Source organism: Actinomadura sediminis (assembly GCF_042675525.1).
GTDB classification, from domain to species: domain Bacteria; phylum Actinomycetota; class Actinomycetes; order Streptosporangiales; family Streptosporangiaceae; genus Spirillospora; species Spirillospora sediminis.
This window is the reverse complement of the sequence record NZ_JBHTJA010000012.1, coordinates 21,334-44,758: the sequence shown is the minus strand read 5'-3', so window position 1 is coordinate 44,758 and position 23,425 is coordinate 21,334. Positions and strand designations below refer to the sequence as shown.

Below are 23,425 nucleotides of genomic sequence, written 5' to 3'. Positions count from 1 at the left end.
GCTCAGTTGGCGGATTCGAGGGCCCGGACGGGCCGCCAGCGGGCCAGCAGCCGCTTGTACATCGCGACGGTCAGCTCGACCTCGCCGCGCTGCATGCCGGTCAGCGCCACCGTCATCTCCGCGACCGACTCGTCCGCCCGCAGGGCCGCGTCGTCCAGGAGATGGACGAGCCCGCCGTAGTCGAGCTCGACGAGGGCGCGGGGATGGAACTCCCCGAGCCACCGCGAGAGCGTCTCCAGGCGCCCCGCGGAGAGCAGGTACACGTCCCCCGAACCGTCCCCGAGGTTCTCCCGGACGATCGGCAGCGCGTGCTCCACGCGGCGACGGGCCTCACCCATCGACGTGACGTAGAGCAGTGTGCGCGCGGGCGCGGCCGTCGCGGGCCCCTGCCCCGCGTGGTCGCACGCGGCGTCGTCGTCCGGTCCGGGGGCGCCCAGGGTCAGGGAACGCTCGGTACGGACGAACGGCACGAACCAGTCCAGCGGGACGTGCCAGGTGCTCGTCAGGATGTGCGGGCGCATCGGACGCCCGGCCCGCTTCCAGCGCTCGAAGGCCTGCGCGATGCGCTCGGACTGCGGCGGCGGGACGAACGCGGCCGCGACCCCCGCCGGCTGCTCGTCGCGGAACCGTTCGAACGCGATCCACGAGCGCAGCCGCGTCTCCCACGGGCACACGTAGATCATGTCGTCGAGGCGGCGCACGTAGGCGTCGCGGCTCTCCCGGTCCGGGACGACCTCGGGCGGGGCGGCGGCCAGCCGGCAGGCCGCGTCGCGATGCTCGACGCCGAGCGCGTGGATCCGCCGCGGGCGCCGCCTGGATTCGGCATAGGCCGTCCACAACGTCCGCGCCGGTTCCTGGAAGGCGGTCACCGGTTCGTATACCCGTAGGTATGCGGCGTACGGAAACACGATCGCATCGTGACACGAGACCCGCCCGGCGGTCGCGACGACGGGCCCGGCGAGACGCCCGCGTTACCTCCCGGTGGGGCGCGCCGCGCCCTAGGCTGATCTGTGGACAGGAAGGAGGGCACTACCGTGCCTAATGTCTTCGGGTCGCCCCACAAGGGCTCGGAACCCCGACACGAGCAGGTCGTCTTCTGCCAAGACGAGGCCAGCGGCCTGCGCGCCATCATCGCCATCTACTCGACCGCCCTGGGGCCGTCGCTGGGCGGCACCCGCTTCTACCCGTACGGGTCGGAAGACGAGGCCCTCGCCGACGTCCTGAACCTCTCCCGGGGCATGGCCTACAAGAACGCCCTCGCCGGGCTGGACCACGGCGGCGGCAAGGCCGTCATCCTCGGCGACCCGTCCAGGGACAAGACCGAGGCGCTGCTGCGGGCCTACGGACGGTTCGTCAAGTCCCTCGGCGGCCGGTACTACACCGCTTGCGACGTCGGCACGTTCAGCGAGGACATGGACGTCGTCGCCCGCGAGTGCGAGTTCGTCACCGGACGGACGGTCGCGCACGGCGGCGCGGGCGACTCGTCCATCCTGACGGCGTACGGCGTGTTCCAGGGGATGCGCGCGGCCGCCGAGACGGTGTGGGGCACGCCGACCCTGCGCGGCCGCCGGGTCGGCGTGGAGGGTGTCGGGAAGGTCGGCCACCGGCTCGTCGAGCACCTGCGCGAGGACGGCGCGGACGTCGTGATCTGCGACGTCAGCGAGGCCGCCGTCGAACGCGTCCGGGCGCTGCACCCGGAGGTGGACGTCGTCGCGGACGCCGCCGCGATGATCCGCGCGGACCTGGACGTCTACGCCCCGTGCGCGCTCGGCGGGTCGCTGAACGACGAGACGGTGCCCGTGCTCGGCGCCCGGGTCGTCTGCGGGGCAGCCAACAACCAGCTCGCGCACCCGGGCGTGGAGAAGAACCTCGCCGACCGGAACATCCTGTACGCACCCGACTACGTGGTGAACTCCGGCGGTGTGATCCAGGTCGCGGACGAGATCACCGGATTCGACTTCGAGCGGGCGAAGTCGCGGGCGTCCGGCATCTACGGCACCACCCGGAAGATCTTCGCGCTCGCCGACGACGAGGGCGTGCCCCCGGCGGTGGCCGCCGACCGGCTCGCCGAGCGCAGGATGTCCGAGATCGGCCGTCTGCGCGGCATTCTCGTCTGACGATCCCATCCGGCCGTCGTGGGCCGCCGTGCGCGTTCCCCACGACGGCCACCGGGCGCTTGACGTCCCGTTCGGCCTGGTCGGGCCCGTGTTCACATGGCGTCAAGTCGGTCCACTGGTACCTACCGGATACACTGGAGTTCCCGAACAAGAGCGCCGCCACGTGCCACCCAAGTACCGAGCCGGGCGCAAAACGGGTACGGTTGTACTCGTGACTGACGCATGGCTCATCAGGCATCGGTTCGTGTGGTACACGCGCGCGTTGATGGGCCCACGAAAGCCCTGACCATCGAGGGGGTCGAGCCAATGGGTCGCGGCCGAGCCAAGGCCAAGCAGGTGAAGGTTGCCCGCCAACTCAAGTACAACAGCGGCAACACGGACCTCGACCGCCTGAAGAGCGAACTCGGAGTCAACGACTCCGCCGGCGACGACTACGACGAGCTTGTCGAGAAGTACGCCGACTACGCCGACGATTACGGCACCGAGGACCGCAAGAACGACTCCTCGGGCTGAGTCTCATCACGACGCCCTCGGTGGCCGGGCTCTCGCCCGCCCCCGGGGGCTTCGTGACGTGCGGGCGCCATGACCTTCGACCGTTCCGCCGTGCTGCGCGGCGGCCTGGTGATCGTGATCTCCGCGGTGGGCCTCGTCTCGTCCTCCGCCGCCTTCCTGTGGTGGGGGACGACGAGCGGGGCGGTGCTGGTCGTCATCGGCATCATGGCCTCGCTGGCCGTGCTGGTGCGGCTGTACGAGCGGCGCCGGCCGCTCCGGTTCGCGAGCGTGGCGCTGGTCCTCGGCGTCGTGGCGCTGTTCGTCCTCAACATCGTCGGTCTCGCCGCCGCCCGGGACGCCGTGATGACGCTGGCCGGCGACGACGCCGAAGCGGTCGTGACGCGGACCTGGACGGAGCCGGGGCGCGGCGGCGAGACGTACCACTGCACCGTGCGGCGGGCCGACGGCGGCCCGGTCCGCCGCGAGCTCGCGTCCGGCTGTGCGGGCTACGAGCCCGGCGACACCCTGCAGATCGTGATCGACCCGGGCGGGCGGTTCGCGCCGGTCGCCGGCCCCGAGTCCGATCTGCCCGTGGTCGGGCAGGCGCAGGTGGCGGGGGCCGCCGCGCTCGTCCTGCTGCTCTCCGTCGCGATCGGGAGCGGGCCGCGCCGGCCCGCGAGGCACGGCCGGCGGGGCGGCTAGCGGGCGACGATCTCGCCGAGGATCCAGGACGGGACGCCTCGCCCGGCGAGCAGCCGCAGGGCCGCGTCGGCGGCGTCCGGAGCGACGATGGCGGCCATGCCGACGCCGAGGTTGAAGGTCTTGTCCATCTCCGCCTGCGGGACGTCTCCGTGCGCCTGGAGCACCCGGAAGAGGGGCGGGACCTCCCAGGACGAGCGGTCGATGACGGCGTCCGTGTTCGCGGGCAGGGAGCGGGCCAGGTTCGCGGCCAGGCCGCCCCCGGTGATGTGCGCGTACGCGTGGACGCCTCCGGCCGCGGTGAGGGCGAGGCAGTCCTTCGCGTAGATGCGGGTGGGGGTGAGGAGCTCCTCGCCGAGGGAACGGCCGAGTTCGTCCGGGCGGGACTCCAGGGTGAGGTCCGTGGTGGCGAGGATGTGCCGGACGAGCGAGTACCCGTTCGAGTGCACGCCGGACGAGGCCATGGCGATGACGGCGTCGCCCGCGCGCACACGGTCGGGGCCGAGGATGTCGTCGGCTTCGACGACGCCCGTACCGGCGCCCGCGATGTCGAACTCGTCCGGCTCCAGGAGGCCCGGGTGTTCGGCGGTCTCGCCGCCGACGAGGGCGCAGCCCGCGAGGGCGCACGCGTCGGCGATGCCGCCGACGATGTCGGCGATGCGCTCGGGGACGACCCTGCCGCAGGCGATGTAGTCGGTCATGAACAGCGGCTCGGCCCCGCAGACGGCGAGGTCGTCGATGACCATGCCGACGAGGTCGTGGCCCACGGTGTCGTAGACGCCGAGGCGGCGGGCGAGGTCGACCTTGGTGCCGACGCCGTCGGTGGACGTCGCGAGCAGGGGGCGCTTGTAGCGCAGGAACGCGGAGGCGTCGAACAGCCCGGCGAAGCCGCTGGCATCGTCCACGACCTCGGGACGGCGGGAGCGGGCCACCCGGGACTTCATCAGCTCGACGGCGCGCTCACCGGCGGCGATGTCGACCCCGGCGGCCTCGTAGGACGTCATCGTCCGGCCTCCAGCAGGTGCTTGCCGCGCTCGGAGCTTTCGACCTCGATGGGGTAGACCCCGTCGAAGCAGGCGCGGCAGAGGCGGTCCTTGGCGATGTGGGACGCGGAGATCAGTTCGTCCAGCGAGATGTAGCCGAGGGAGTCGGCGCCGATGGAGTCGCGGATCTCCTCCACCGACAGGTTCCCGGCGATCAGCTCGGCGCGGGTGGCGAAGTCGATGCCGTAGAAGCAGGGCCACGCGACGGGCGGGCTGGAGATGCGGACGTGCACCTCGGCGGCGCCCGCGTCGCGGAGCATCGACACGATCGCGCGCTGGGTGTTGCCGCGGACGATCGAGTCGTCGACGACGACGAGGCGCTTGCCCTCGATCGCCTCGCGCAGCGGATTCAGCTTCAGCCGGATGCCGAGCTGCCGGATCGTCTGCGACGGCTGGATGAACGTGCGCCCGACGTAGGAGTTCTTGACGAGGCCCTGCCCGTAGGGGATGCCGGACGCCTCGGCGTAGCCGATCGCGGCCGGGGTGCCCGACTCGGGCGTCGGGATGACCATGTCGGCCTCGACGGGGTGCTCGCGGGCCAGGCGGCGGCCGACCTCCACGCGGGTCGCCTGGACGCTGCGCCCGGCGATGGCGGTGTCGGGGCGGGCGAGGTACACGTACTCGAACAGGCAGCCCTTGGGGCGGGCCTCGGCGAACCGCTCGGAGCGGACGCCGTCCGCGTCGGCCGCGATCAGCTCGCCGGGCTCGATCTCCCGGACGAACCGGGCGCCGACGATGTCGAGGCCGGCGGTCTCGGACGCGACGACCCAGCCGCCGTGGCCCTCCAGGGAGCCGAGGACGAGCGGGCGGATGCCCTCGGGGTCGCGGGCGGCGTACAGGGTGCCCTCGTCCATGAAGACCAGCGAGTACGCACCGCGGACGGCGGGCAGGACGTGCCGCGCCGCGTCCAGCGGGCCGCCCTCGCGGGCGCACAGCAGCGCGGTGAGGACCTCGGTGTCGGTGGTCGCGGTCAGCGCCCCCGGGGGGAGGTCCTCGGCGAGCTCACGGGTGTTGATCAGGTTGCCGTTGTGGACGAGCGCGAGCCCGCCCGCGTCGGTGGACCGGAACGTGGGCTGCGCGTTCTCCCAGGTCGGGGAGCCCGTCGTGGAGTAGCGGCAGTGGCCCACGGCGATGTGGCCGCGCAGGGTGTTCAGGACCGATTCGTCGAAGACCTGGGCGACGAGCCCCATGTCCTTGAAGACGACGATACGGTCGCCGTCGCTCACGGCGATGCCGGCGGACTCCTGCCCGCGGTGCTGGAGCGCGTACAGGCCGTAGTAGGTGAGCTTGCTCACTTCGGCCTTGGTCGCCTGGTCCGCGGGGACCCAGACGCCGAACACCCCGCAGGCGTCCTGCGGGGGGCGGTCGGTGGGATCGATGTCGTGGCTCAGACGTCCATCACGGAGAGGCACGCCCGTCAGTCTAGATGCCACCTTCACCTGCTCGGATCGGCGGATCTCCTTAAAGGACCTTTACCCCCTGCAAGCACGGGCTTCAGACGCGGCACGGGAATGTATGGCAAGAGACGGGGAGGACCGGATTGATGCTGCCTGGGTACCAGACCTACACGCCTCCCGCCCCACGCCCGCGCAGTGGGCTGGCGCGGGCCTCTCTGGTGCTCGGGATCGTCGGGCTCCTGGGGCTCGCGGTCTGCCTGCTGGGCGTGCTGCCCGCGATCGTGGGGCTCGTCCTTGGCGCCGTCTCGCTGGCCCGCCACGACGCCGACCGCTGGCCCGCGGTGGTGGGGGTGGTCTGCTCCGCGGTGGCGCTCGTCCTCGGAGGGCTGGCGCTGTTCGTCCTGCTGAGCAAGGCCGCGGAATGCGGCGACGAGAGCCGGTATCCGAACGCGGACGAGCGCCGCTACTGCGTCGAGCGCGAGTTCCCCTTCGCGCGCTCCACCATGGCGCCTTAGGACGGTCCCTGCTCCGCGAGCGCCCGGACGGCTTCGACGTCGAGCGCGGACGCGTACACGCGGAGGTCGTCGATCAGGCCGCCGAACCCCGGTTTCGTCTGCTCGCTGCCGAGGAGGATGGGGCCCGCCGGTGTGACCACGGGCTCGTCCAGGGCCTCGGCGACGTCCTGCTCGCCGTCGACGTACAGGGCCATTCCCTGGGGGTTCACGACGAAGGCGACATGGGCCCACTCCCCGACGGTCAGGCGCACGTGGCTGTCCATGTAGTCGGGGCCCTTGGCGGTGAACAACTGGAGGCGGAGCCGCATGGCGTCCGGGTAAAGCCATAGACCCAAACCTCGGGCGTCATTCTCCCCGACCGGCTTGTACAGGAGGCTGCGCCACTCCCCGGTGGGTTCCTCGGTCACGTTCACGGAGAGCGCCACGGTGAAACCGAAGATCTGGCTGAAGACGAGCTGGGGCGCGGCAGGAATCACGGCGCGCGCGTGTGCGCCAAGGGCGAGCGCCTCCCCGGCACGTCCGGGGACGATCTCGGCGACCTCGTCCAGTTCGGCGTCCGGTGCGGCACCGGACGCGACGTGCACCCGGCGGCCCTCCACGGTCGCGACATCGAACGTCCAGTGCGCGACGAGCATGGCGTCACCTCCATGCCCCCGATCGGCCGGTGGTGACCACGCTCCCAGCGCGGGGACGCGGTGGCAAGACCCGAATCGGGGCCCCTACTCCAAAGGGAGGTAGGGCGACAGGTCCGCGCGCGCGCCGCTCGCACGGACGCGTCCGTCCGTTACGGCGTCCGCCCACGCGAGCCGCCCGGTGGCGAGGGCGATCCACGTGGCGGCGTCCATCTCGACGACGTTCGGCGGGGTCCCGCGCTTGTGGTGCGGCCCCTCGATGCACTGCACGGCCGCGTGCGGCGGGACCCGCACCTCCACCGACCGTCCGGGCGCCCGCTCCGCGAGGCCGTCCAGCAGGTGCCGGACCGCGCCCCGCACCACCGGGCGGGCCGCGCCCGGCCCGGCGTCGCCCGCGGCCGCGACGGTCTCGAAGGCGGCGCGCCGCAGGTCGGCGGCGTCGTCCCCGCCGGTGTACGGCGGCAGGCCGAGCGCGGCGCGCTGTTCGTTCAGGAGGGCGGCGGTCAACGGAGTCCGGGGCACGCACCGAAGTTACCGGGTCGCCGGCGCGGAGCGCCCGGCGCGTTTTTGCGCCGCCCGCCCGGTGCGCCTACGCTCCGGGCGGCTGGCGCGCTCACCCGGGCGGTCGTCCCCCAAAAGGCACGAGACGCCGCAAATGACGGTAAAAAAGGACCGATGCCAGGCGGGGAGTGAACAGGACGGGGAGGCGGCGAACTCGCTCCCCGGAGGACACGGAGGTTCGTCAGATGCCAGAGGCGCTGCCCCTGCAGCCTGGTGACCCGCGAAGACTCGGCTCGTACGAGATCACGGGCCGGCTCGGCGTCGGAGAGCAGGGCGCCGTCTTCCTCGGCGCGGACCCCGCCGGACGCACGGTGGCGGTCAAGCTGCTGCACGTGCGGCTGAGCGGCGAGCCGGCCGCCCGCGCGCGGTTCACCGCCGCGTTCGACGCCGTGCGCCGGATCTCCGGGTTCTGCACGGCCGCGGTGCTGGACGCCGACGTGCAGGACGACCGCGCCTACGTCGTCAGCGAGTGCGTGGACGGCCCGTCCCTGCAGCAGCTCGTGGACGAGGAGGGCCCGCGCGGCGGCGCCGTCGTGGAACGCCTGGCCGTGGGCCTGGCGGTCGCCCTGGCGGCCGTGCACCGCGCCGGGGCGGTCCACCACGACCTGAAGCCCGCGAACGTCCTGCTGGGACGGGACGGCCCCAAGATGTGCGACATCGGGGTGCACGGCGCGCTCGACGCGGTGCTCGGCGACACCCGCCGGGGCCCCGACCCCGGCGACCCGGCCCACCTGCTCTACCGGGCCCCCGAGCAGCTCAGCGGCCTGCGCGCCGACCCGCCGGCGGACGTCTTCGCCTGGGCCTCGACGCTGCTGTTCGCGGCGACGGGCGCGCCCCCGTTCGGGGACGCCTCGCCGTCCGAGACCGTCCAGCAGATCATGTACGACGACCCGGACCTGTCCGCGGTGCCCGATTCGCTGCGCGACGTGCTGGCGGCCGCGCTCGCCAAGGACCCCGCCGCGCGCCCCACCGCCACGGGGCTGCTCGAAAGCCTCCTCGACGAGGGCGGCCCCCTCGCCGCCCGGATGCCCGCATCGCTCGTCGGCGAGGGCCGGGCGCTCGCCGCCGGGGCCGTGCCCGTCCCGCAGCCGCAGGCAGCCCCCCAGGCCCCGCAGGCCGCGCCCCCGCCGGTCCCACACGCCGCCCCGCCGGTCCCCCAGGCCGCGCCCCCGGCGGGCACCCCTATGGGCGCGCCGCCGCCGGCCCCGCGCGCGCTTGCACCGCTCCAGGGAGCCCCCGTACAGGCCGTCCCAGGGCAGCCGAGCGTGCCCCCGCACGTTCCGCCTCCGCCCCCGGCCGAGGCGACCCGCCCGGAGCAGCCGCCCGGACGGACGCTGCTGGGCAAGCTGTCGCGCGGACGCGACCGTCCCGAACCGCCGCCCGCGCCCGCCGTGGAGATCGACCCCGGCGCGTTCGAGGCGACGACCACCATGGGCGCCGTCGCGGACGACCGGACGACCACCATGGGCGCCGTCGCGGACGACCGGACGGCGGCGATCGGCGCCCTGCCGTCCGGGGACGGCGAGACCCGCACCTTCGACGCGATCGACGAGCCCCGCGACCCGACGGCGCCGCACCTCATCCCCGGGCTGCGGGCCATGGACGACGAACCCCCGCGGCGATCGCCGTCCCTCCCGTCGCTCGGCGGCATGCGCCGCCCCGGCAACCACGTGCTGGGCGTGGCGCTGTCGCTGCTGATCGGCGTCGGCGTCGGCGTCGCGATCATCGCGCTGGTGCTGTGGCCGCAACTGAAGGGCGACGACACGGCCGAGCCGCCCGCGGGCGTCGGCGACACCCGCCCGGTGTCGGTGATCCCCGAGTCGTTCGCGGGGACCTGGACCGGCACGATGGTCAACAACAACAGCCAGGCGTCGTTCCCCCTCGAGGTCACGTTCGAGGAGGGCGCCACCACGGCGCGCGTCGTCTACCCCAAGGAGAAGTGCAATGGCACCCTCACGTTCGAGAGCGGCACCAACGGCAGCCTGAAGCTGGCCCTCGAGGTCGCCAAGCCGTGCACCTCGGGAGCCGTGGAGGCGACGCTGCAGCCCGACGGCACCCTCCGGTACGCCTGGACCAGGCCCGGCACGAGCCTCGGCTACCAGGGGGCTCTCAGCCGCCGCTGACCCGGCCCCGCCCGTGAACCCGGTCACGTAAGATGGCCCGGCTCCCAGCATGACGCCGGGCGCCACGGGTCCCGGACCGCCCCACTCGCCACTTGGGTTTAGCCTTGGCCGTGCGGCAGACGGTTCTTTAATGTTCATTGACCTGAGGAGAGGACGTGGAGACCCCCACCTCCACCGCCCTTCGGCGCGGCGGCCGCCGTGCCGCCGCGGCCGTGCTCGCCATCGCCACCGCGCTGCCCCTGATGGGCACCTCGGCACCGACCGCGGCCGCCGCACCCGCCGCCGCGCCCATGGCCGACCCGGGTGACTCGGAGAAGTTCAAGCAGCTCAGCAGGCAGATCGAGAAGCTGGAAGACGAGTACGGCGGCGACCTGGCGAAGCTGAAGGACACCCGGTACGCGGTCACCCAGGCCATGAAGAGGGCCCAGGTCCTGGAGAAGGACCTGGTGGCCGCCCGCGAGGTCGTCGCCCGCCTCGCCGCGACCCGCTACATGACCGGCGGCGAAGACCCGACCGTCCAGTTCCTCGCCGCCGCCGAGCCGACCGACATGCTCAGCAACGCCAGCCTCGTCACGCACCTCGCGCAGAACAAGGCGGGCAAGGTCGAGCAGATCCAGCGGCTGATCGACGAGCAGAACCAGGCGCGCAAGAAGGCCGAACAGAAGATCGACGCCCTGGAAAAGGAGATCAAGGAGCTGAAGGGCCGCCAGGCGCAGATCAAGCAGCTCGTCAAGAAGTACAAGCCGGAGTCACCGAGCACCGGCATGGGCGGCGTCACGTCCCGCATGCTCAACGTCAAGAACACCATCGACGTCGAGTTCGGACCGTTCCCCACGATCGGCTGCGTCCGCTACGCGGGCGACCCCCAGGACCACGCCACCGGCCGCGCCTGCGACTTCATGGTCACGACCGGCGGCGCCGTCGCGTCCGGCAGCGCCAAGAGCCAAGGCGACCAGGTCGCCGAGTACGCCGTCGCCCACGCCAACTCCCTCGGCATCAAGTACGTCATCTGGCGCCAGCGCATCTACGACATGCGCAGCCCCGGCTGGCGCATGATGGAGAACCGCGGCGGCGCGACCGCCAACCACTACGACCACGTCCACATCTCGGTCTTCTAGACGTATACCGCTCTGACCATGGTCGGAGGTCACGACACCTCCCGAGAGGGCACATCCAGGGCACTCGCCCCGGAAAACTCGCTCCAAGCGCCGTCGATCGCGTTGAGCATCTTCTCTTGGCTGGACGGCATGAGATGCGTGTACGTGCGAAGCGTGAAGCCGGGGTCAGTGTGGCCGAGGAACTCGGCGAGCGCCCGGACGTCCACGCCACGCGCCAGCAGCACGCTTGCGAAGTGGTGCCGCAGCGCGTGAAAGCCGTTCTCCCGAGTTGCCGGAACCTCAGCGCGTATGAGGGCAGGCTTCCAGACGAACCGGTTCCACTCCGTACGGTTGATGGGTGTCCGCTGCCGAGTCGTGAAGATCAGCCGCGCCGTCACCGGGTCACCGTCCGGCGTCCTCCACGGGAGCGTCACCGCGACCGGCGGATTGTTGTCCGGCTGCATGTGCTCAGCGAGGAGGAGGCGAAGCGACTCCGGAAGCGGTATGTGCCGCTCCTTGCCGCCCTTGGGCAGAGCGAACACCATCCGGCGGTCCTTGAAGATCTTGACCTGTCGCCGGACGTGCACAACCCCACGGATGAAGTCGACGTCTTCCGCTGCAAGGCCGAACGCCTCACCTTGCCGAAGTCCGAGCCGAGCCCCCACGGCGACCATCACGGCGTAGCGTTCGGTGATGGCAGCACCCACCGCAGCGACTCGTTCGACGGCCCAGGGCTCGACCTTCTTCGTTTCCCGCTTCGGAGCCCGGACCGACGAGGCGTGACAGGGATTCTTGGTGATCAAGCCGTCATCCACGGCCGCATTGAACACCGTGGAGAGGTGAGCCAAGACCACCCGCACGTAGTTCGGCGCGATCACCTTCTGCCGACCGCGCAACCAGGCTTGGAGCAGAGACGGACGCTTGGCCAAGACGCCCATCTGCTTGTCCCCGAGGTCCGGGTAGACGTGCAATCGAAGCCGCTGCTCTATGGCGTCGCGGGTCGTCTCTTCGAAGGTCTGGGCCGCAAGCCACTGCTCAGCGTAGGCCCGTAGCGTGATCTTGCCCGCGTTCGGGTCAACGTACGTCCCCGCATCGAGGTCCGCCCGTATCTTGGCCTCGAACGCGTCAGCAGACGTGTTCGGGTCCTTGCCGGCCTTCTTCCCGAAGTTGCGCTTGCACTGCTTACCGTTCTCGTCCCGCCAACGCACTTGCCAGCGATCCCCCTTGCCGTGATCGACGCTGGGGAACTGCTTGTGCTCACGGCACCGAGACACGGCCTTGCCGTCTTCGCCCAATCGCGGCTTAGCGGTATGCCACCGATCGTAGACGGCCATTACGCGGCCTCCTGCTGACGCCGGAACCAGTCCAAGACATCGGCGGGCAGGTAACGGAGGTGACGCCCCACCTTGGCCGCCTTCGGTCCTACGCCGAGGTAACGCCACTGATGCAGGGTGGCGACGGGAACACCCAGGAAGCGCGATACCTCCTGCGGAGTCCAAGTGCGATCAATCGGCAGGTTCAGCACTGCCGCATCACGATCTTCGTTCACGCTGCCTCCGCAGTTGCCGAGAGTTCGGGGGTGGGGTTCTGGGTTGCTGCGTCGAGCTGTCGGCGCCGTTCGGCACGTTCGTTGATCAGCAGCAGAAGCCGTTGTTCGATCGGCCGCACGTCGGGGTCACCAGGCCCCGCGCGTTCCCAGACGTGGGCCGCATCCGGGTCGGCCGGGTTGGCGACGGGGATGCCCGCCTCAGCGAGGCGAGCGAGCGCCCAGGCTTTGCGGTCGGCCTTGTGGTCGGCGAGGGTCTTGCCCGACCACTTGCGCGAGACCAGGACGCGACGGCCGCCGTAGCCGAGGTGTTCGCGTCGGTGTGCCTTGCCCTTGCAGAAGCCGGGAGTGAGACCGGGCCGCGGATTCTTGGGCTGGACGCCGTAACGGAGCCAGTTCGCGCACGTGGGCGAGCACGGTTCGTAGCGGAGCGTTTCGGCCATGCGGTCGGCGTGCTCGCGCTGGGCGTGCGTTTCGGCGGTGTGGCATTCGGCGACGCCCTTGACGAGGTACTTGGTCAGGTAGCCGATCAGCTTGCGGGACTGCGGGGAGTCGGCCAGGACGCCCTGTGCGTCGATCTGGCGGCCGAAGCGGACGACGTGCAGGGGTTCGGCGCTGTCGTCCAGGCCGATGGCGTCGAGTGCGCCATCCCAGGTGGGCAGCACCTCACCGGTTGCCGGATCGACATAGCCGCCGTCCTCGCCCGCCGCGTCGTCCCAGACCGGAAGCCGGTCCCCGGAGTACACGACCCGTTCGGTCGAGGGCCACCACACCTGGTGATAGGTCGCCGCCACCACTTGCCGAAGTTCGGCGCGGGAGATGGTGCCCCGTATGGCCATGTGCAGGTGGGGAGCCAGCCGCCGTTGGGGTTCGACGGTGGCGAAGTACTGCACGTCATGGCCGACGAACCGGCGGAGGTTCTGCACGAACCGGTCGATCAGCTTGGAGAAGTGCAGGGCATCGCGAGCTGCCCGCGCGTAGTCGTAGGTGTCGGGATCGACCGGGGTGCCATCGGTGCGAACGCGCCCGTAGGAGTCGAGGGTGAGCGTCAGGAACAGCGACGGCCGGAAGGTCTTCCCGTCGCGTCCCCGGTAGACCTTGCCGACCGTGCGCGAGTCCACCGGCCGCCGAGGCAGATCCGGCGCGTCCTGACGCCGCCGAGTGGACCGGGTACGGCGCTGCTTGCGCTCGCCGGTCTTGAGGGAGCCCCGCACGCCGGAGCGTTCGAGCTGGCCGTCGAGTTCGCGAAGGACGCCGTCCCAGAACTCGACCGGTTCCCCGTGCGAGGTGCCGTCCTGTGCCGCGCGGTCGTGTTCGGCTTGTGCCTGTGCCCGCAGTTCCATCCAGGCCCGCTGTTCGTCGTTCGGGTCGGCGCGGGCGATGACGGGTTCCTCGGCCAGGTGCCAGCCCTGGCGGCACTGGACGGCCCGGAGCTTGCGCTTGCGTTCGGCGCACGGAGGGCACACCGAGGCGAGCGTGTGACCGCACGGGACGTTGATCACCTCGGAGGCGCCCGTGTTCAGGTCCACCCGCCGCATGGGGACGGGCCGGATGCAGACGCCGTGGTCGATGGCGACCTGTTCCAGGACCCCGCGCGCCAGCGGGGGCAGTGTCTTGACGAGCGCGCTCGTCTCCTCAGGGGCCGCCAACGGTTCGGGGGCGGAGCCGTCGAGGGAGAGCTGTGTCATGCAGCCTCAGCCTCCCCCGCGTCGAGGTCGGCCAGGGCGAGCGCGACCATCTCTTGGATGTCGTCGTCAGAGACGTAGGCCGCCCGGACGCGGATCGGGTCGGGCGAGGTCTCCAGCCGGACGTACCCGACCCCCGCACCGACCTCGGGAACGCTGGAGATCTGGTCGGCCAGCGCGCCACGGTCGCGGGCACCGTCGCCGAGAACCATGTCGACCTGTTCGTCTTCATCCAGGCGCAGGGCGATGCGGTCGGGGAACAGGTTGCGCTGGTTGTTGACCTCCTTGCGCGCGTCCTGCTGCGCCCCGATCACGCAGTAACCGACCGACCGGCCCTGTGAGGTCAGCACGGCCAGCGCCGATTCGGCCCGCTTACGCAAGTCGCGTTCCGGGCAGTACGCCGTCAGGAACGCCAGCTCATCCACGATCACGACCCGGAACGGGTGGGACGTCGAGGGAGCGAACGAGCGGGTCACGCCCGCGAATTCCTCAGCCCGCGCGTTCATGTCCTCGGCCGCCTCTTCCAGGAGCTTGACCATGCCGCCATGCGGGTCGGAGGAGTACCGGCCGTACCGTTCGAACAGCGGACGGCCGTAGCTCAGTTCCATCCGTTTCGGGTCGATGGCCCACACCTCCACCAGGCCCGCGAGCATGAGCGGGAGCAGGGCGCGGACGGTCGACCAGATGACCGACCCCTTGCCGGCCCCCGTCGCACCCGCGATGAGGACGTGCGTTCCGAGGAGGCGCAGCCGCCACGGTGAACCGTCCTCGGTCCGGCCGACGACCACCCCGGACAGGTCTACGGCGGACGGAGACGGAATCGGGAGCGCGGGGAGGGGAAAGGCGAGGGCATCGTGGCGGACGAACTCCAGCCAGATGCGCCCCGGACGGTCCCCCTCACGGACCCGGACGAGGACGGCGCCGAACCCGTGCGCGAGGTTCGCCGTGACGCGTTCCCAGGCGTCAGGAGCCTGCCCCTTGAGCATCCGGACGAGGACACGGTCCGAGGTGGGGCCGCAGCGGACGCGGACGATCGACGGGAGATACTCGCGGCCTTTGTGGGTCTTGGTGAGTCCGGCCGTGACCAGGACGGGTTGCCAGTGCCGCCGGTAGGTCCACGCCGACCGCCACCGAGCCCGCACCGGACGAGCGAGGTAGCGGACGAACGAGGACCGGTCGGCAGCGGCCCAGGTGCCGAGCAGGACCAGGACCAGGGCGACGACGAGGACCGGGACGGTCCAGCCGTAGGTATAAGCGAGCCAGCCCAGACCGGCCGCCGCCGACACGGGGACGATGTTGCGAACGAGGAACACCACGACGCGGACCAGGACGCGGACAGCGTTGACGAGCAGCACCAGGGCTTCGGGCATGTGCCACACCGGAGGCGCCCACTTCGGAGCGGCGAACGGGTCACGCTGCGACTCGACCGCGACGTTCTCACCGGGACGGATCTTGCGGAACTCCCATGCCATGATGGGTCACCTCTTCTTGCCGGGATGTGCGAGGGGAGAGAAGAGGGGGCGGCCGGAGGTACCAGCTCCAGCCGCCCCCGCCTGAATCAGGCCGCCACGTCGCCCGCGGATTCGGCCGCCGTCTCGTTGGCCGCGTGGAGTCGTTCGACCTCGGCCGCGAACGTGGTGACGGCCTCCAGCAGCCGCCGCGCGTTCTCCACGTCACCGGCCACCATCGCGACGGGCGTTCGGTTCGTCAGGGACAGGGAGATGCCCGGCGCGTCGATCGCCAGGATTGGACCGTCGTCCTTGTAGGTGAAGCACTGGACGACCGCACCCGCCCCGAGATGCACGCTCAGCGTGCCCGTGGTGTCCTTCACGCCGCCCTCCCCGCATCCGAGGACCGGCCCGAGGGACGACGGCCGGAGCGGTACAGCCGCTCGACCTCGGTCGCGTACGCCGCCGCCTGCTCGGCCAGCCGCCGGGCGAACTCCACGTCACCCGCGCTCAGCCGCTCTGGAAGAGCCAGGGTCACCAGCACCCGACCGGCCGAGACCGTGAACAGCGGCGTACGCCCACGGAAGGCCCGGTACTCGGTCGAGGCCGATGAGCCGACCGGCAGCGAGAGCGCCGACACGCGCCCGCCCGCCATCAGGCCGCGTCCTTAGCGGCACCGGCCGGACGGCCCGAGGGCTTGCCCGCACCGCCGGGAGCCCGCACACCACGCGCCCGGAAGCTGTAGGCGATACGCGTCCGGGGGTCGCCGTTCGGCTTGCGCCCCATCTCCTCGATGTACGGCGTCACGGTCAGCCCGTCGAACTCGACAGGGCGGAACGGGCCGAAGGCCGGTTCCGGGACGACCGGGCAGACCTCTGAGCTGATCTTGACCTTGATGGCGGACGCCTTGTGGTTACCGGCCGGGTCGGCGTCGTAGACGTCCACGACCCACACCGGGAGCCCGTTCTCCTTGTCGTTCTCCTGACGCTTGGTCTCGAAGTTCTCCAGGGGTTCCGCCGGTCCCGTCGCATAGACGCCGTGCGGGAACGCGTCCCCGAAGTTCACGGGATCCGGCCCTGAATCGCCATCCTGCATCACTCCATCTGTCGGGCGGTTCTCCTACCGGCAACTCGTCCTGTCGTGTTGCTGGTGAGTCAGCGCCTACGTCACAGAGGGCGTTTTGCAATGAGGGAAAGACGATCTATCGAGTGATCTGGATCACATCACAGTATGTAGCTGTCTTCCAGCTCGTGAAGGGTGCCCGGGAGAACGACCTCCACGACGAGGACCGTTCGCCCCGTCGAGTCCCAGACCGATCCAAGGACCGACAGCACCGGATCACCCACAGCGAGCCCGAGAAGCTCACTCTCGTCCTCGGTCGGACGGCGAGCGCTCAGTCGTTCGTCAATGCGCGTCAGTCGCTCCTTGAGCCCCGCCGTCATCAACTGCCGTACCGGGACGCTCAGCGGCCCGTCATGGTCGATGCCCGTCACGCGCGCAACGTCGAGGGATGCCCAGATGGAGACGAGTTCGCTTGCGATGGAGTCGTGATAGCCGACGTAGCGGCGCAGATGGACCGCTGCCCCTTCCGCGAGGCCGAGGAGGGCCGCCGCCGGGTTGGATGCCGACTGGCGGCCCACCGTCACAAGCTGCATGGACGTCGAGGACTCTTGCCGATCCAGGACGGCCAAGCCGGGGCCGGCGTGTTCGGCCGCACGCGCCGAGGAAGGCGGCATGACGAAGGAGCCCCGCCCGTGTTCGCGCCGGATCTCGCCGAGGAGCTGCATCTCGTTCAAGGCGCGCACGACGGTGGGGCGGGACGCGCCGAACTCCTTCATGAGCTTCGGCTCTGAGGGCAACGGCTCATTAATCGGATAGACGCCGTCCGCGATCCGTCGCCGGAGCGTCTCCATGATCTGGACATACTTCGGGGCGTAGGAGGCGATGCCATCCGACATGAGGACCTACCAACATCTCGACAACACGAGTAGAACCTCAGGAAACCAGAGGTCACCCGTCCTGTCACTCCGTTCGGAGCGCCCCGAGCAGTACTTTTGTTGGAATCAGCGCGAGGCTACGCCCACGCCTGCACCTTCACGATGGCCTCACGCAGGCCCCGAGGAGTCTCGGCCTCGACGAGCCGATCCCCGCTCGTCACCGGGACGAACGCCCACCATGAACCCGTCTCGTTGCCGTACCAGGCCAGGACGCCCGGCAACTGGCGTTCGAGTTCGCCGCACAACCGCCGGACCGCGTCCGGCGCCCACTCGACACGCGTAGCCATCAGACACCGGCGTTCGGTGCCTCAAGCACCGCAAGAACCTTTGCAAGCCGGTCAGCAGCCGTCACGACGTCATCGGCCGGACACAGCGGTTCCAGTTCCGCACAGGAATTGCGCGTGGGGCCGCTCCAGACCCAGAACCACCAGAGCACGCCATCGGTCCAGAGACGGCTCACGACCTCTTGCCGCAGGCCAGGGCTGAACGCCTGCCCCTGTGGGTCGTCCTGGTCCGGCTCACCGGCCGGGTTGCGTACGCGGACCGACCCAGCCCGGACCGCTACGACCTCTAGGTTCCGCGCTTGGACCTCTTTGGCCAGCGCGAGGGCCGCCGAGTGGCCTTCCCCGTCGGCCCCCGAGTGGACGCGTGTTATCTCGCTCATGGGTCCCTACTCCCTGTGGAAGCGGGACCGGTGACGCGGGGGGCATGGCAGTCCACCCGTTCGACCGGAACGGGGAGAACCGGCCGAACTCGCCACTGATCTACGTCACCGGTCCCGCGGCTTCTACGCGGCCCGAGCCGATTGCACCGGCCGACACCGCAGGCACGGGGCGCGCTCAGGCTCAGGACCGGGGTTGGACCCCCGAAGAACCACGAGGACAGCCCGGCGGGGGTGAACCAGCTTCCAGCCCCGTCCGTTGCACGACGAGCACTGTTCAGCGGAACGCGCATCTGTCATGACCCCAGGGTTCAAGGTCAACAGGGGGCAACCCCAGATCCTCGCGTTATCTAATGAGTAGATATAGGCTCCCCGGAGTCACGAGCACGGGAAGAAGTAGGACGGAAACACCGCGAAAGGGACAGCCGATAATGGTCGGGTCAGCGTTCGAGCCGATCCATCTACCGGACTGGGTGTGGCAGGGACCCGAGGCCGACGAGGCACTGTCCAGCCGGGACACCGGCGCACTGTTTCGACTCGCGAAGAAGTACGCCGGAGCTACTCAGACCAGGATCGCGGCACTGACCGGCGTCCCGCAGAGCCGCGTCAACGGCCTCATGCGCGGCAACGGTGGCCCCGTCGAGAAGCTGGCCCTGTTCGAGCAGATCGCAGACGGCCTGAACATGCCCGACCACGCGCGTATGCGCCTCGGTCTGGCCCCGCGCAACGTGCCCAACTCACGGGAGTCCGAAGCAACGCCCGCACTCGCCGCTCCCCCTGTCGCCAACCTCACCACCGCACACCCGAGGACGACCGCAGGTCTACGGGAAGTCCTGAAGGCCCACATCCAGGCCGACGCGGTGATGGGACCGCTCTACCTGCTCCCCGCGGTCCATGCTCAGGTGCCGGTCATTGAACAGGTCTGCCGGGTCACGCGGGGAGCCGACCGAGCCGAGGCACTGAACTTCGCAAGCGAATACCTTGAGTTCTTCGGGTGGCTCCACCAGGACGCGGGCCGCTACGAGGGCGCCATGTACTGGACGAACCGTGCGCTCGACTACGCGATGGAACTCGGAGACCAGCGCGTCGTTTCCTACATCCTCATGCGTAAGAGCAACATTGCGACCGACGCCCGAGATCCGTCGCTCGCTCTCAGTCTAGCCAATACCGCGTTGAAGCCGAACGAAGCACTTACCCCCCCGACTACGCGCCGTCATCCTGCGGCAACGCGCGAACGCCCATGCCATGCTCCGCCAACCCAGCAAGGTCGAAGAGGACGCCGAGAACGCGCTTGCACAAGCCGCCGGCGGACTCGACCAGGAAGAGGAAGACCGCGCTCCTTACTGCTCCCCTGCATACGTCGAGATGGAGACCGGCGCGGCATGGCTCGCTCTCGGTCGTCCGAGCGAAGCGCTCACCGTCTTTGAAGAGAGCCGAGCCCAGTTGAATGGCTCTACTCAGATCCGTGATCACGTGCTGTGCCTCGCACGTCTGGCCACCGCCTACGCTGTGGCCGACGAGGTCGAGGAAGCGTGCAACGTCGCCGAGGAGGCACTGACGCTCACGCAGTCAATCGGGTCGGTCCGGGTCGCCGCTCAGCTCCGCCGAGTGCGTCACCGTCTCGCCCGCTGGTCACGCGATCCAACGGTGACAGACTTGATCATGAGGCTTGACCGGGTGGCCGAGTCGTTCCCGAGCCCGAGATCTCGACCAGAGGGAGCACAGTGAAGCACCTAATGCCCACGGCGACGAGCACGGAGGAGCGCGAGCGTAACGCCTCCGTCGCGATCCTGCCCGTTGGCAGCTTCGAGCAGCACGGCGATTTCCTTCCGTTGGCGACAGACACCGTGGTCGCGTGCGCGATCTCCCGCGAGCTGGCGGACGTCTACCCCGTCCGTCTACTTCCACCGGTCAGCATCGGCTGTTCGCACGAGCACAGCGCATGGCCCGGAACGGTCAGCATCTCGGCCCGCACGCTCTACGCGATCGTTTCCGACATCTATGACTCGCTCACCCGCTCCGGACCCGAAGCACTGGTCATCGTGAACGGGCACGGCGGCAACTACGTCCTCAGCAACGTCGTCCAGGAGGCGAACGCCGAAGGGCGCCGGATGGCCCTCTACCCCCAGTCCGACGACTGGAAGGAAGCGCGGCAGGCCGGACACCTCACCACCAACCACCACGAGGACATGCACGCCGGAGAGCTAGAGGTTTCGATCCTCCTTCACTCCGCCCCCGAACTCGTCCGCGACGGCTACCAAAGCGCCGACCACCTTGCCGACGACCGCCGCCACCTGCTGACCACGGGCATGCAGGCGTACACCGAGAACGGCGTCATCGGCCGCCCGTCACTGGGCACCGCCGAGAAGGGCAAGGCTGTCCTCGATTCCCTCGTGCGCAACTTCGCAGCCGTCCTGCGCCTGCTCGACGAGCCGCCGGACGCAGCCAACTCCTTGCCGAATTCAGCCATTTGAGATCAAGGCGGCGCCGCTTCGCGCCGCCGCAGGCCCGGCGGCTACGCCGCCCGGGGCGTGCGGCGTGGGCGCCGGTCCCCGGGCGGCGGACCGCCGAGCCGCGCGAGTCGAAGCGTCAGCCCGATTAACTCAGCGACGGCCGTGGCGCTGAACCGCCGTCGTCCGGCTGACGACCGCAGCGTGCATCGGATCGGGCGTGCGCTTACCAGGGGGTCTCGCGACCCCCATGGACCCCCGCGCGCCGAAGTACTCATTCGCGCGATGAGGCCCTTGCCAGCTTGAGATCGTCCGCGCGAATAAGCACTTCGGAACGTTGTTTCGTCCGTTCAGGAGGCACCATCGTCCGGAAGATCAGCGCAACCAGAGCCAAGCAGCCCCAGTATGCGGGACGACAGCAGCCGAGAAGCACAGGTGAGCAGCAGCACGGTAAGGCAATCCAATCGACCGGGAGCGCTCCCGACGTTACTGTGGAACTATCGCTACAGATTCTGCTGTGTGCCCCCGGAGGGTGCGATGTGGACCTTGCTGGTTGACGAGACAGCGATCATCACACTCCAGACGGGTTGGCCAGAGACAGAGCGTTTCTATCTGATGCAGCTCGTCGCGATCCTCATCGCTATACCGCCTGGATACTTGATCTTTAAGCGCTGGGTGCAGCCGAAGACCCTCCGCCGAAGGGAAGAAGTCCTGCGCCAAATCGCCGAGGAGCAGGCGCATCAGTCCGCCTTGCGAGCCCACATGGCGGCCATGAGCCGCGAGGCTGACCGGCGTGCGGCCATACGGGAGGCCGCTGAGCGCGAAGCCATGCGGGAGGCCATATGGGAGGCCGAACAAAAGAGGGAGCGCATGGCTGAGCGCGCGCGTCAGGCCGCAGAGCAGGAAGCCATCAAGATCAAGCGTCAGGCAGAGGAGGATGTGCGTCGAGCCGACGAGGACCTACGTCGAATACGCCACCTTGGCCCAGAAGACGGGTATTGGCTTCCAGACTGAAGCCGTACGGAACTATCGCGGAACGGACGGCCCCGGTTGTGCGGTGTGAGACCGTCCGTTTGCTGGTCAAGGGGGTCTAGTCGTCTTCTTGTTCACTCCACCCTGTGGAGCGGCTACAAGTGGCGGCGCGTGCCCGCTGCGTGCCCGTCAGGGCGGACGATCATGGACGCTTACGGTCGTCAACGGGGTCGAGGGCACGCCAGGGCAGGTCAGCGGGTCGGCTGGTAATCGTTGATCTAGGGACGAGACTTCCCAAGCTGACGCCCTTCCTCAAGGGCACGCAGGGCACACCGGGGGCACATGGGGTCGCGATCATGTGCGAGATGTTGAGAGTCGACAAGGACTCAGGCCCCAGGTCAGCGCGGTCATACGAGGTATCCTCGCTGGTCATGATCTTGTAGGGTTCAGAACTCGGTCTTCTAACCGGTCCGCCGAGGAGGCGCGGTGCCGTCCGCCGCACTGACGCGCGCTCTGCACGACCCCGCCGAACCGCCCCTGCCCCCGCTGCCGGACCGGGTCGCCGAGCTGCTGACGGCGCTGGACTGCCCGCCCCGCCTGGCCGCCCACCTGCGCCTCGTCCATGACGTCGCCGGGCGGCTCGCCGACTGGGTCGGGCGGCGGCACCCGGACGTCCCGTTCGACCGGCGGGCCGTGCTCTTCGGCGCCGCCACCCACGACATCGGCAAGGCCCTGCACGTCGCGGAGCTCTCCGGCCCCGGCTCGTCCCACGAGGCCGCCGGCCGGGAGCTGCTGCTGCGGCACGGCTTCGACGCGGCCCTCGCCCGCTTCGCGGCCACCCACGCGTCCTGGAGCGGTCCCGGCATCACCCTCGAGGACCTGCTGGTGAGCCTGGCCGACAAGGTGTGGAAGGGCAAGCGCGTCCCGGACCTCGAAGACCTCGTCGTGGCCCGCCTCGCGGACGCGTCCGGCCGTCCGGCATGGGAGGAGTTCGCCGCGCTCGACGACCTCCTCGCCCGCATCGCCGAAACCGCCGACGACCGGCTGGCCTTCCAGGCCGCCCACCCGATCCACGCCTGAGGCCCGGCGAGTTCACGCCTCCTGGACGGTCACGGCGACTTCGACGGCGTGGTCGTGTTCGTCCTCGCCGAGGACCGTCTGGCGCACCTCGTCGTGGGACACGACGACGCCGCGGGCGGCGATGGCGTCGAACAGCGCGACGACCGCCGGGTGCACCGAGCCCTCCGGGAGCGGGCCGCCGGTCACCGAGCGCCAGGTCGCGACGAGCTCGCGCCGTTCGGGCAGCACGCCGACGATCGTCCCCGGGCCGCCCCACCCGGCGGGCGCGGGCTCCGCCGTCGGCCAGCAGCACACGACCTCCGCGTGCTCGGGGGCGTCGCCCTCCCGGACCGCGGTCCAGAACCGCCCGGACGGCTCGATGCCGTCGCGCCGCAGATCGGCGAACAACCCCATCAGCAGGTCGTTCGCCGCGTCGTCGCTCACGTCGTGGTCGCCGTCCGTCCGGACCGTGAGGGCCCGGCCCGCGTACGGGCGGGGCGCGCTCTCGCGCTCGGTCACCTCGACGGGGGCCGCGAAGGACGACACGACGAGCCGGGCGTTCTCGAACGCCGCGTCCTCGCGCGCCCGCTCCGCGAGGACCCGCCGCCGGTGCTCGTCCAGCGCGGACGCCACGTCGCGGTCCCGCACCGCCGCCGCGACCGCCGGCAGCGGCAGCCCCGCGTCCCGCATCGCCCGCACCAGCGCCCCGGAACGCACCTGCCCCTCCGAGTAGCGCCGGTAGCCCGTGGCGGGGTCGACCTCCGCCGGGGAGAGGACGCCCTTGTCGTCGTAGTGGCGCAGCGCCTTCACGCTCAACCCGGTCATGTTCGCGAACTCGCCGATGCTCAACATGCCATCAGTGTCCGACCTCCCGTTGCAGGAGGGTCAAACGCCGACCGGCGAGCAGGTCCGCCCTGACCAGCGGACGCGC

At 70.3% G+C, this 23,425-nt stretch carries 26 protein-coding genes; 10 read left to right on the top strand and 16 right to left on the bottom strand.

The features are described 5' to 3' along the window. Positions 1-2: 2 nt before the first annotated feature. Positions 3-869: a hypothetical protein gene (locus ACFQ11_RS09320; protein WP_378297590.1), complete on the bottom strand. Its 867-nt coding sequence runs from the start codon at positions 867-869 to the stop codon at positions 3-5. A 165-nt stretch (positions 870-1,034) separates the two neighbouring features. Here ACFQ11_RS09320 and ACFQ11_RS09315 point away from each other — a divergent pair, with 165 nt between their 5' ends. The 3 genes from ACFQ11_RS09315 (at position 1,035) to ACFQ11_RS09305 (ending at position 3,311) form a co-directional block, all read left to right on the top strand. Further along, a complete protein-coding gene (locus ACFQ11_RS09315) occupies positions 1,035-2,117 on the top strand; it encodes a Leu/Phe/Val dehydrogenase (protein WP_378297589.1) in 1,083 nt (360 codons plus the stop codon). 306 nt (positions 2,118-2,423) lie between these two features. Further along, positions 2,424-2,630: a DUF3073 domain-containing protein gene (locus tag ACFQ11_RS09310; RefSeq protein ID WP_378297665.1), complete on the top strand. Its 207-nt coding sequence runs from the start codon at positions 2,424-2,426 to the stop codon at positions 2,628-2,630. A gap of 69 nt (positions 2,631-2,699) precedes the next feature. Next, a complete protein-coding gene (locus ACFQ11_RS09305; RefSeq protein WP_378297588.1) occupies positions 2,700-3,311 on the top strand; it encodes a hypothetical protein in 612 nt (203 codons plus the stop codon). Here the strand turns inward: ACFQ11_RS09305 and purM are convergent. Together purM and purF are read right to left on the bottom strand one after the other, a co-directional pair. Continuing rightward, a complete protein-coding gene (gene purM, locus ACFQ11_RS09300; protein ID WP_378297587.1) occupies positions 3,308-4,312 on the bottom strand; it encodes a phosphoribosylformylglycinamidine cyclo-ligase in 1,005 nt (334 codons plus the stop codon). The two genes, ACFQ11_RS09305 and purM, sit on opposite strands and share 4 nt — an antisense overlap. Then, positions 4,309-5,763 (bottom strand): amidophosphoribosyltransferase, encoded by a 1,455-nt coding sequence (gene purF, locus ACFQ11_RS09295; RefSeq protein WP_378297586.1) that lies wholly within the window; start codon positions 5,761-5,763, stop codon positions 4,309-4,311. Before purF ends, purM begins: the two co-directional genes overlap by 4 nt. Before the next feature lie 131 nt (positions 5,764-5,894). Here purF and ACFQ11_RS09290 point away from each other — a divergent pair, with 131 nt between their 5' ends. Further along, positions 5,895-6,263: a DUF4190 domain-containing protein gene (locus ACFQ11_RS09290; protein ID WP_378297585.1), complete on the top strand. Its 369-nt coding sequence runs from the start codon at positions 5,895-5,897 to the stop codon at positions 6,261-6,263. Here ACFQ11_RS09290 and ACFQ11_RS09285 read toward each other — a convergent pair. After that, a complete protein-coding gene (locus ACFQ11_RS09285) occupies positions 6,260-6,898 on the bottom strand; it encodes a LamG domain-containing protein (RefSeq protein WP_378297584.1) in 639 nt (212 codons plus the stop codon). The genes ACFQ11_RS09290 and ACFQ11_RS09285 overlap by 4 nt on opposite strands. 84 nt (positions 6,899-6,982) lie before the next feature. Beyond that, the gene (locus ACFQ11_RS09280; RefSeq protein WP_378297583.1) at positions 6,983-7,417 is read right to left on the bottom strand and encodes a sterol carrier family protein; all 435 of its coding nucleotides are present in this window, start codon (positions 7,415-7,417) and stop codon (positions 6,983-6,985) included. Positions 7,418-7,641: 224 nt separating this feature from the next. Between ACFQ11_RS09280 and ACFQ11_RS09275 the strand changes: the two genes are divergently transcribed. Together ACFQ11_RS09275 and ACFQ11_RS09270 are read left to right on the top strand one after the other, a co-directional pair. After that, positions 7,642-9,579 carry a serine/threonine protein kinase gene (locus ACFQ11_RS09275; RefSeq protein WP_378297582.1) on the top strand — a complete coding sequence of 646 codons (1,938 nt, stop codon included), beginning with the start codon at positions 7,642-7,644 and terminating at the stop codon, positions 9,577-9,579. 155 nt (positions 9,580-9,734) lie between these two features. Next, entirely contained in the window at positions 9,735-10,697 is a 963-nt protein-coding gene (locus tag ACFQ11_RS09270) for a coiled-coil domain-containing protein (RefSeq protein ID WP_378297581.1), read from the top strand. Between the two features lie 29 nt (positions 10,698-10,726). Here ACFQ11_RS09270 and ACFQ11_RS09265 read toward each other — a convergent pair whose 3' ends face one another. The 10 genes from ACFQ11_RS09265 to ACFQ11_RS09220 all read right to left on the bottom strand — a co-directional run bounded on the left by ACFQ11_RS09265 (position 10,727) and on the right by ACFQ11_RS09220 (position 18,016). After that, positions 10,727-12,010, bottom strand: a complete 1,284-nt coding sequence (locus tag ACFQ11_RS09265; RefSeq protein WP_378297580.1) for a tyrosine-type recombinase/integrase — start codon at positions 12,008-12,010, stop codon at positions 10,727-10,729. After that, positions 12,010-12,225 (bottom strand): helix-turn-helix transcriptional regulator, encoded by a 216-nt coding sequence (locus ACFQ11_RS09260; RefSeq protein WP_378297579.1) that lies wholly within the window; start codon positions 12,223-12,225, stop codon positions 12,010-12,012. Before ACFQ11_RS09260 ends, ACFQ11_RS09265 begins: the two co-directional genes overlap by 1 nt. Further along, the gene (locus ACFQ11_RS09255) at positions 12,222-13,910 is read right to left on the bottom strand and encodes a replication initiator (RefSeq protein ID WP_378297578.1); all 1,689 of its coding nucleotides are present in this window, start codon (positions 13,908-13,910) and stop codon (positions 12,222-12,224) included. Before ACFQ11_RS09255 ends, ACFQ11_RS09260 begins: the two co-directional genes overlap by 4 nt. Continuing rightward, the gene (locus ACFQ11_RS09250; RefSeq protein WP_378297577.1) at positions 13,907-15,379 is read right to left on the bottom strand and encodes an FtsK/SpoIIIE domain-containing protein; all 1,473 of its coding nucleotides are present in this window, start codon (positions 15,377-15,379) and stop codon (positions 13,907-13,909) included. Before ACFQ11_RS09250 ends, ACFQ11_RS09255 begins: the two co-directional genes overlap by 4 nt. 86 nt (positions 15,380-15,465) lie before the next feature. Then, entirely contained in the window at positions 15,466-15,738 is a 273-nt protein-coding gene (locus ACFQ11_RS09245; protein WP_378297576.1) for a hypothetical protein, read from the bottom strand. Then, entirely contained in the window at positions 15,735-16,010 is a 276-nt protein-coding gene (locus ACFQ11_RS09240) for a hypothetical protein (RefSeq protein ID WP_378297575.1), read from the bottom strand. Before ACFQ11_RS09240 ends, ACFQ11_RS09245 begins: the two co-directional genes overlap by 4 nt. After that, the gene (locus ACFQ11_RS09235) at positions 16,010-16,420 is read right to left on the bottom strand and encodes a plasmid replication, integration and excision activator (RefSeq protein WP_378297574.1); all 411 of its coding nucleotides are present in this window, start codon (positions 16,418-16,420) and stop codon (positions 16,010-16,012) included. Before ACFQ11_RS09235 ends, ACFQ11_RS09240 begins: the two co-directional genes overlap by 1 nt. Before the next feature lie 158 nt (positions 16,421-16,578). Continuing rightward, a complete protein-coding gene (locus tag ACFQ11_RS09230) occupies positions 16,579-17,313 on the bottom strand; it encodes a GntR family transcriptional regulator (protein ID WP_378297573.1) in 735 nt (244 codons plus the stop codon). 116 nt (positions 17,314-17,429) lie between these two features. Continuing rightward, positions 17,430-17,639: a hypothetical protein gene (locus tag ACFQ11_RS09225; RefSeq protein WP_378297572.1), complete on the bottom strand. Its 210-nt coding sequence runs from the start codon at positions 17,637-17,639 to the stop codon at positions 17,430-17,432. After that, the gene (locus ACFQ11_RS09220; RefSeq protein ID WP_378297571.1) at positions 17,639-18,016 is read right to left on the bottom strand and encodes a hypothetical protein; all 378 of its coding nucleotides are present in this window, start codon (positions 18,014-18,016) and stop codon (positions 17,639-17,641) included. The genes ACFQ11_RS09225 and ACFQ11_RS09220 overlap by 1 nt, the downstream gene beginning before the upstream one ends. A 1,242-nt stretch (positions 18,017-19,258) precedes the next feature. Here ACFQ11_RS09220 and ACFQ11_RS09215 point away from each other — a divergent pair. The 4 genes from ACFQ11_RS09215 to ACFQ11_RS09200 all read left to right on the top strand — a co-directional run bounded on the left by ACFQ11_RS09215 (position 19,259) and on the right by ACFQ11_RS09200 (position 22,515). Continuing rightward, positions 19,259-19,741, top strand: a complete 483-nt coding sequence (locus tag ACFQ11_RS09215; protein ID WP_378297570.1) for a hypothetical protein — start codon at positions 19,259-19,261, stop codon at positions 19,739-19,741. An 8-nt stretch (positions 19,742-19,749) separates the two neighbouring features. After that, positions 19,750-20,487: a creatininase family protein gene (locus ACFQ11_RS09210; protein ID WP_378297569.1), complete on the top strand. Its 738-nt coding sequence runs from the start codon at positions 19,750-19,752 to the stop codon at positions 20,485-20,487. 411 nt (positions 20,488-20,898) lie between these two features. Next, positions 20,899-21,477, top strand: coding sequence for a hypothetical protein (locus ACFQ11_RS09205; protein ID WP_378297568.1), 579 nt, complete (start codon positions 20,899-20,901; stop codon positions 21,475-21,477). A gap of 444 nt (positions 21,478-21,921) precedes the next feature. Next, entirely contained in the window at positions 21,922-22,515 is a 594-nt protein-coding gene (locus tag ACFQ11_RS09200; protein ID WP_378297567.1) for an HD domain-containing protein, read from the top strand. Positions 22,516-22,527: 12 nt separating this feature from the next. Here the strand turns inward: ACFQ11_RS09200 and ACFQ11_RS09195 are convergent, their stop codons facing one another. After that, positions 22,528-23,346 carry a MerR family DNA-binding transcriptional regulator gene (locus tag ACFQ11_RS09195; RefSeq protein WP_378297566.1) on the bottom strand — a complete coding sequence of 273 codons (819 nt, stop codon included), beginning with the start codon at positions 23,344-23,346 and terminating at the stop codon, positions 22,528-22,530. Positions 23,347-23,425: the final 79 nt, after the last annotated feature.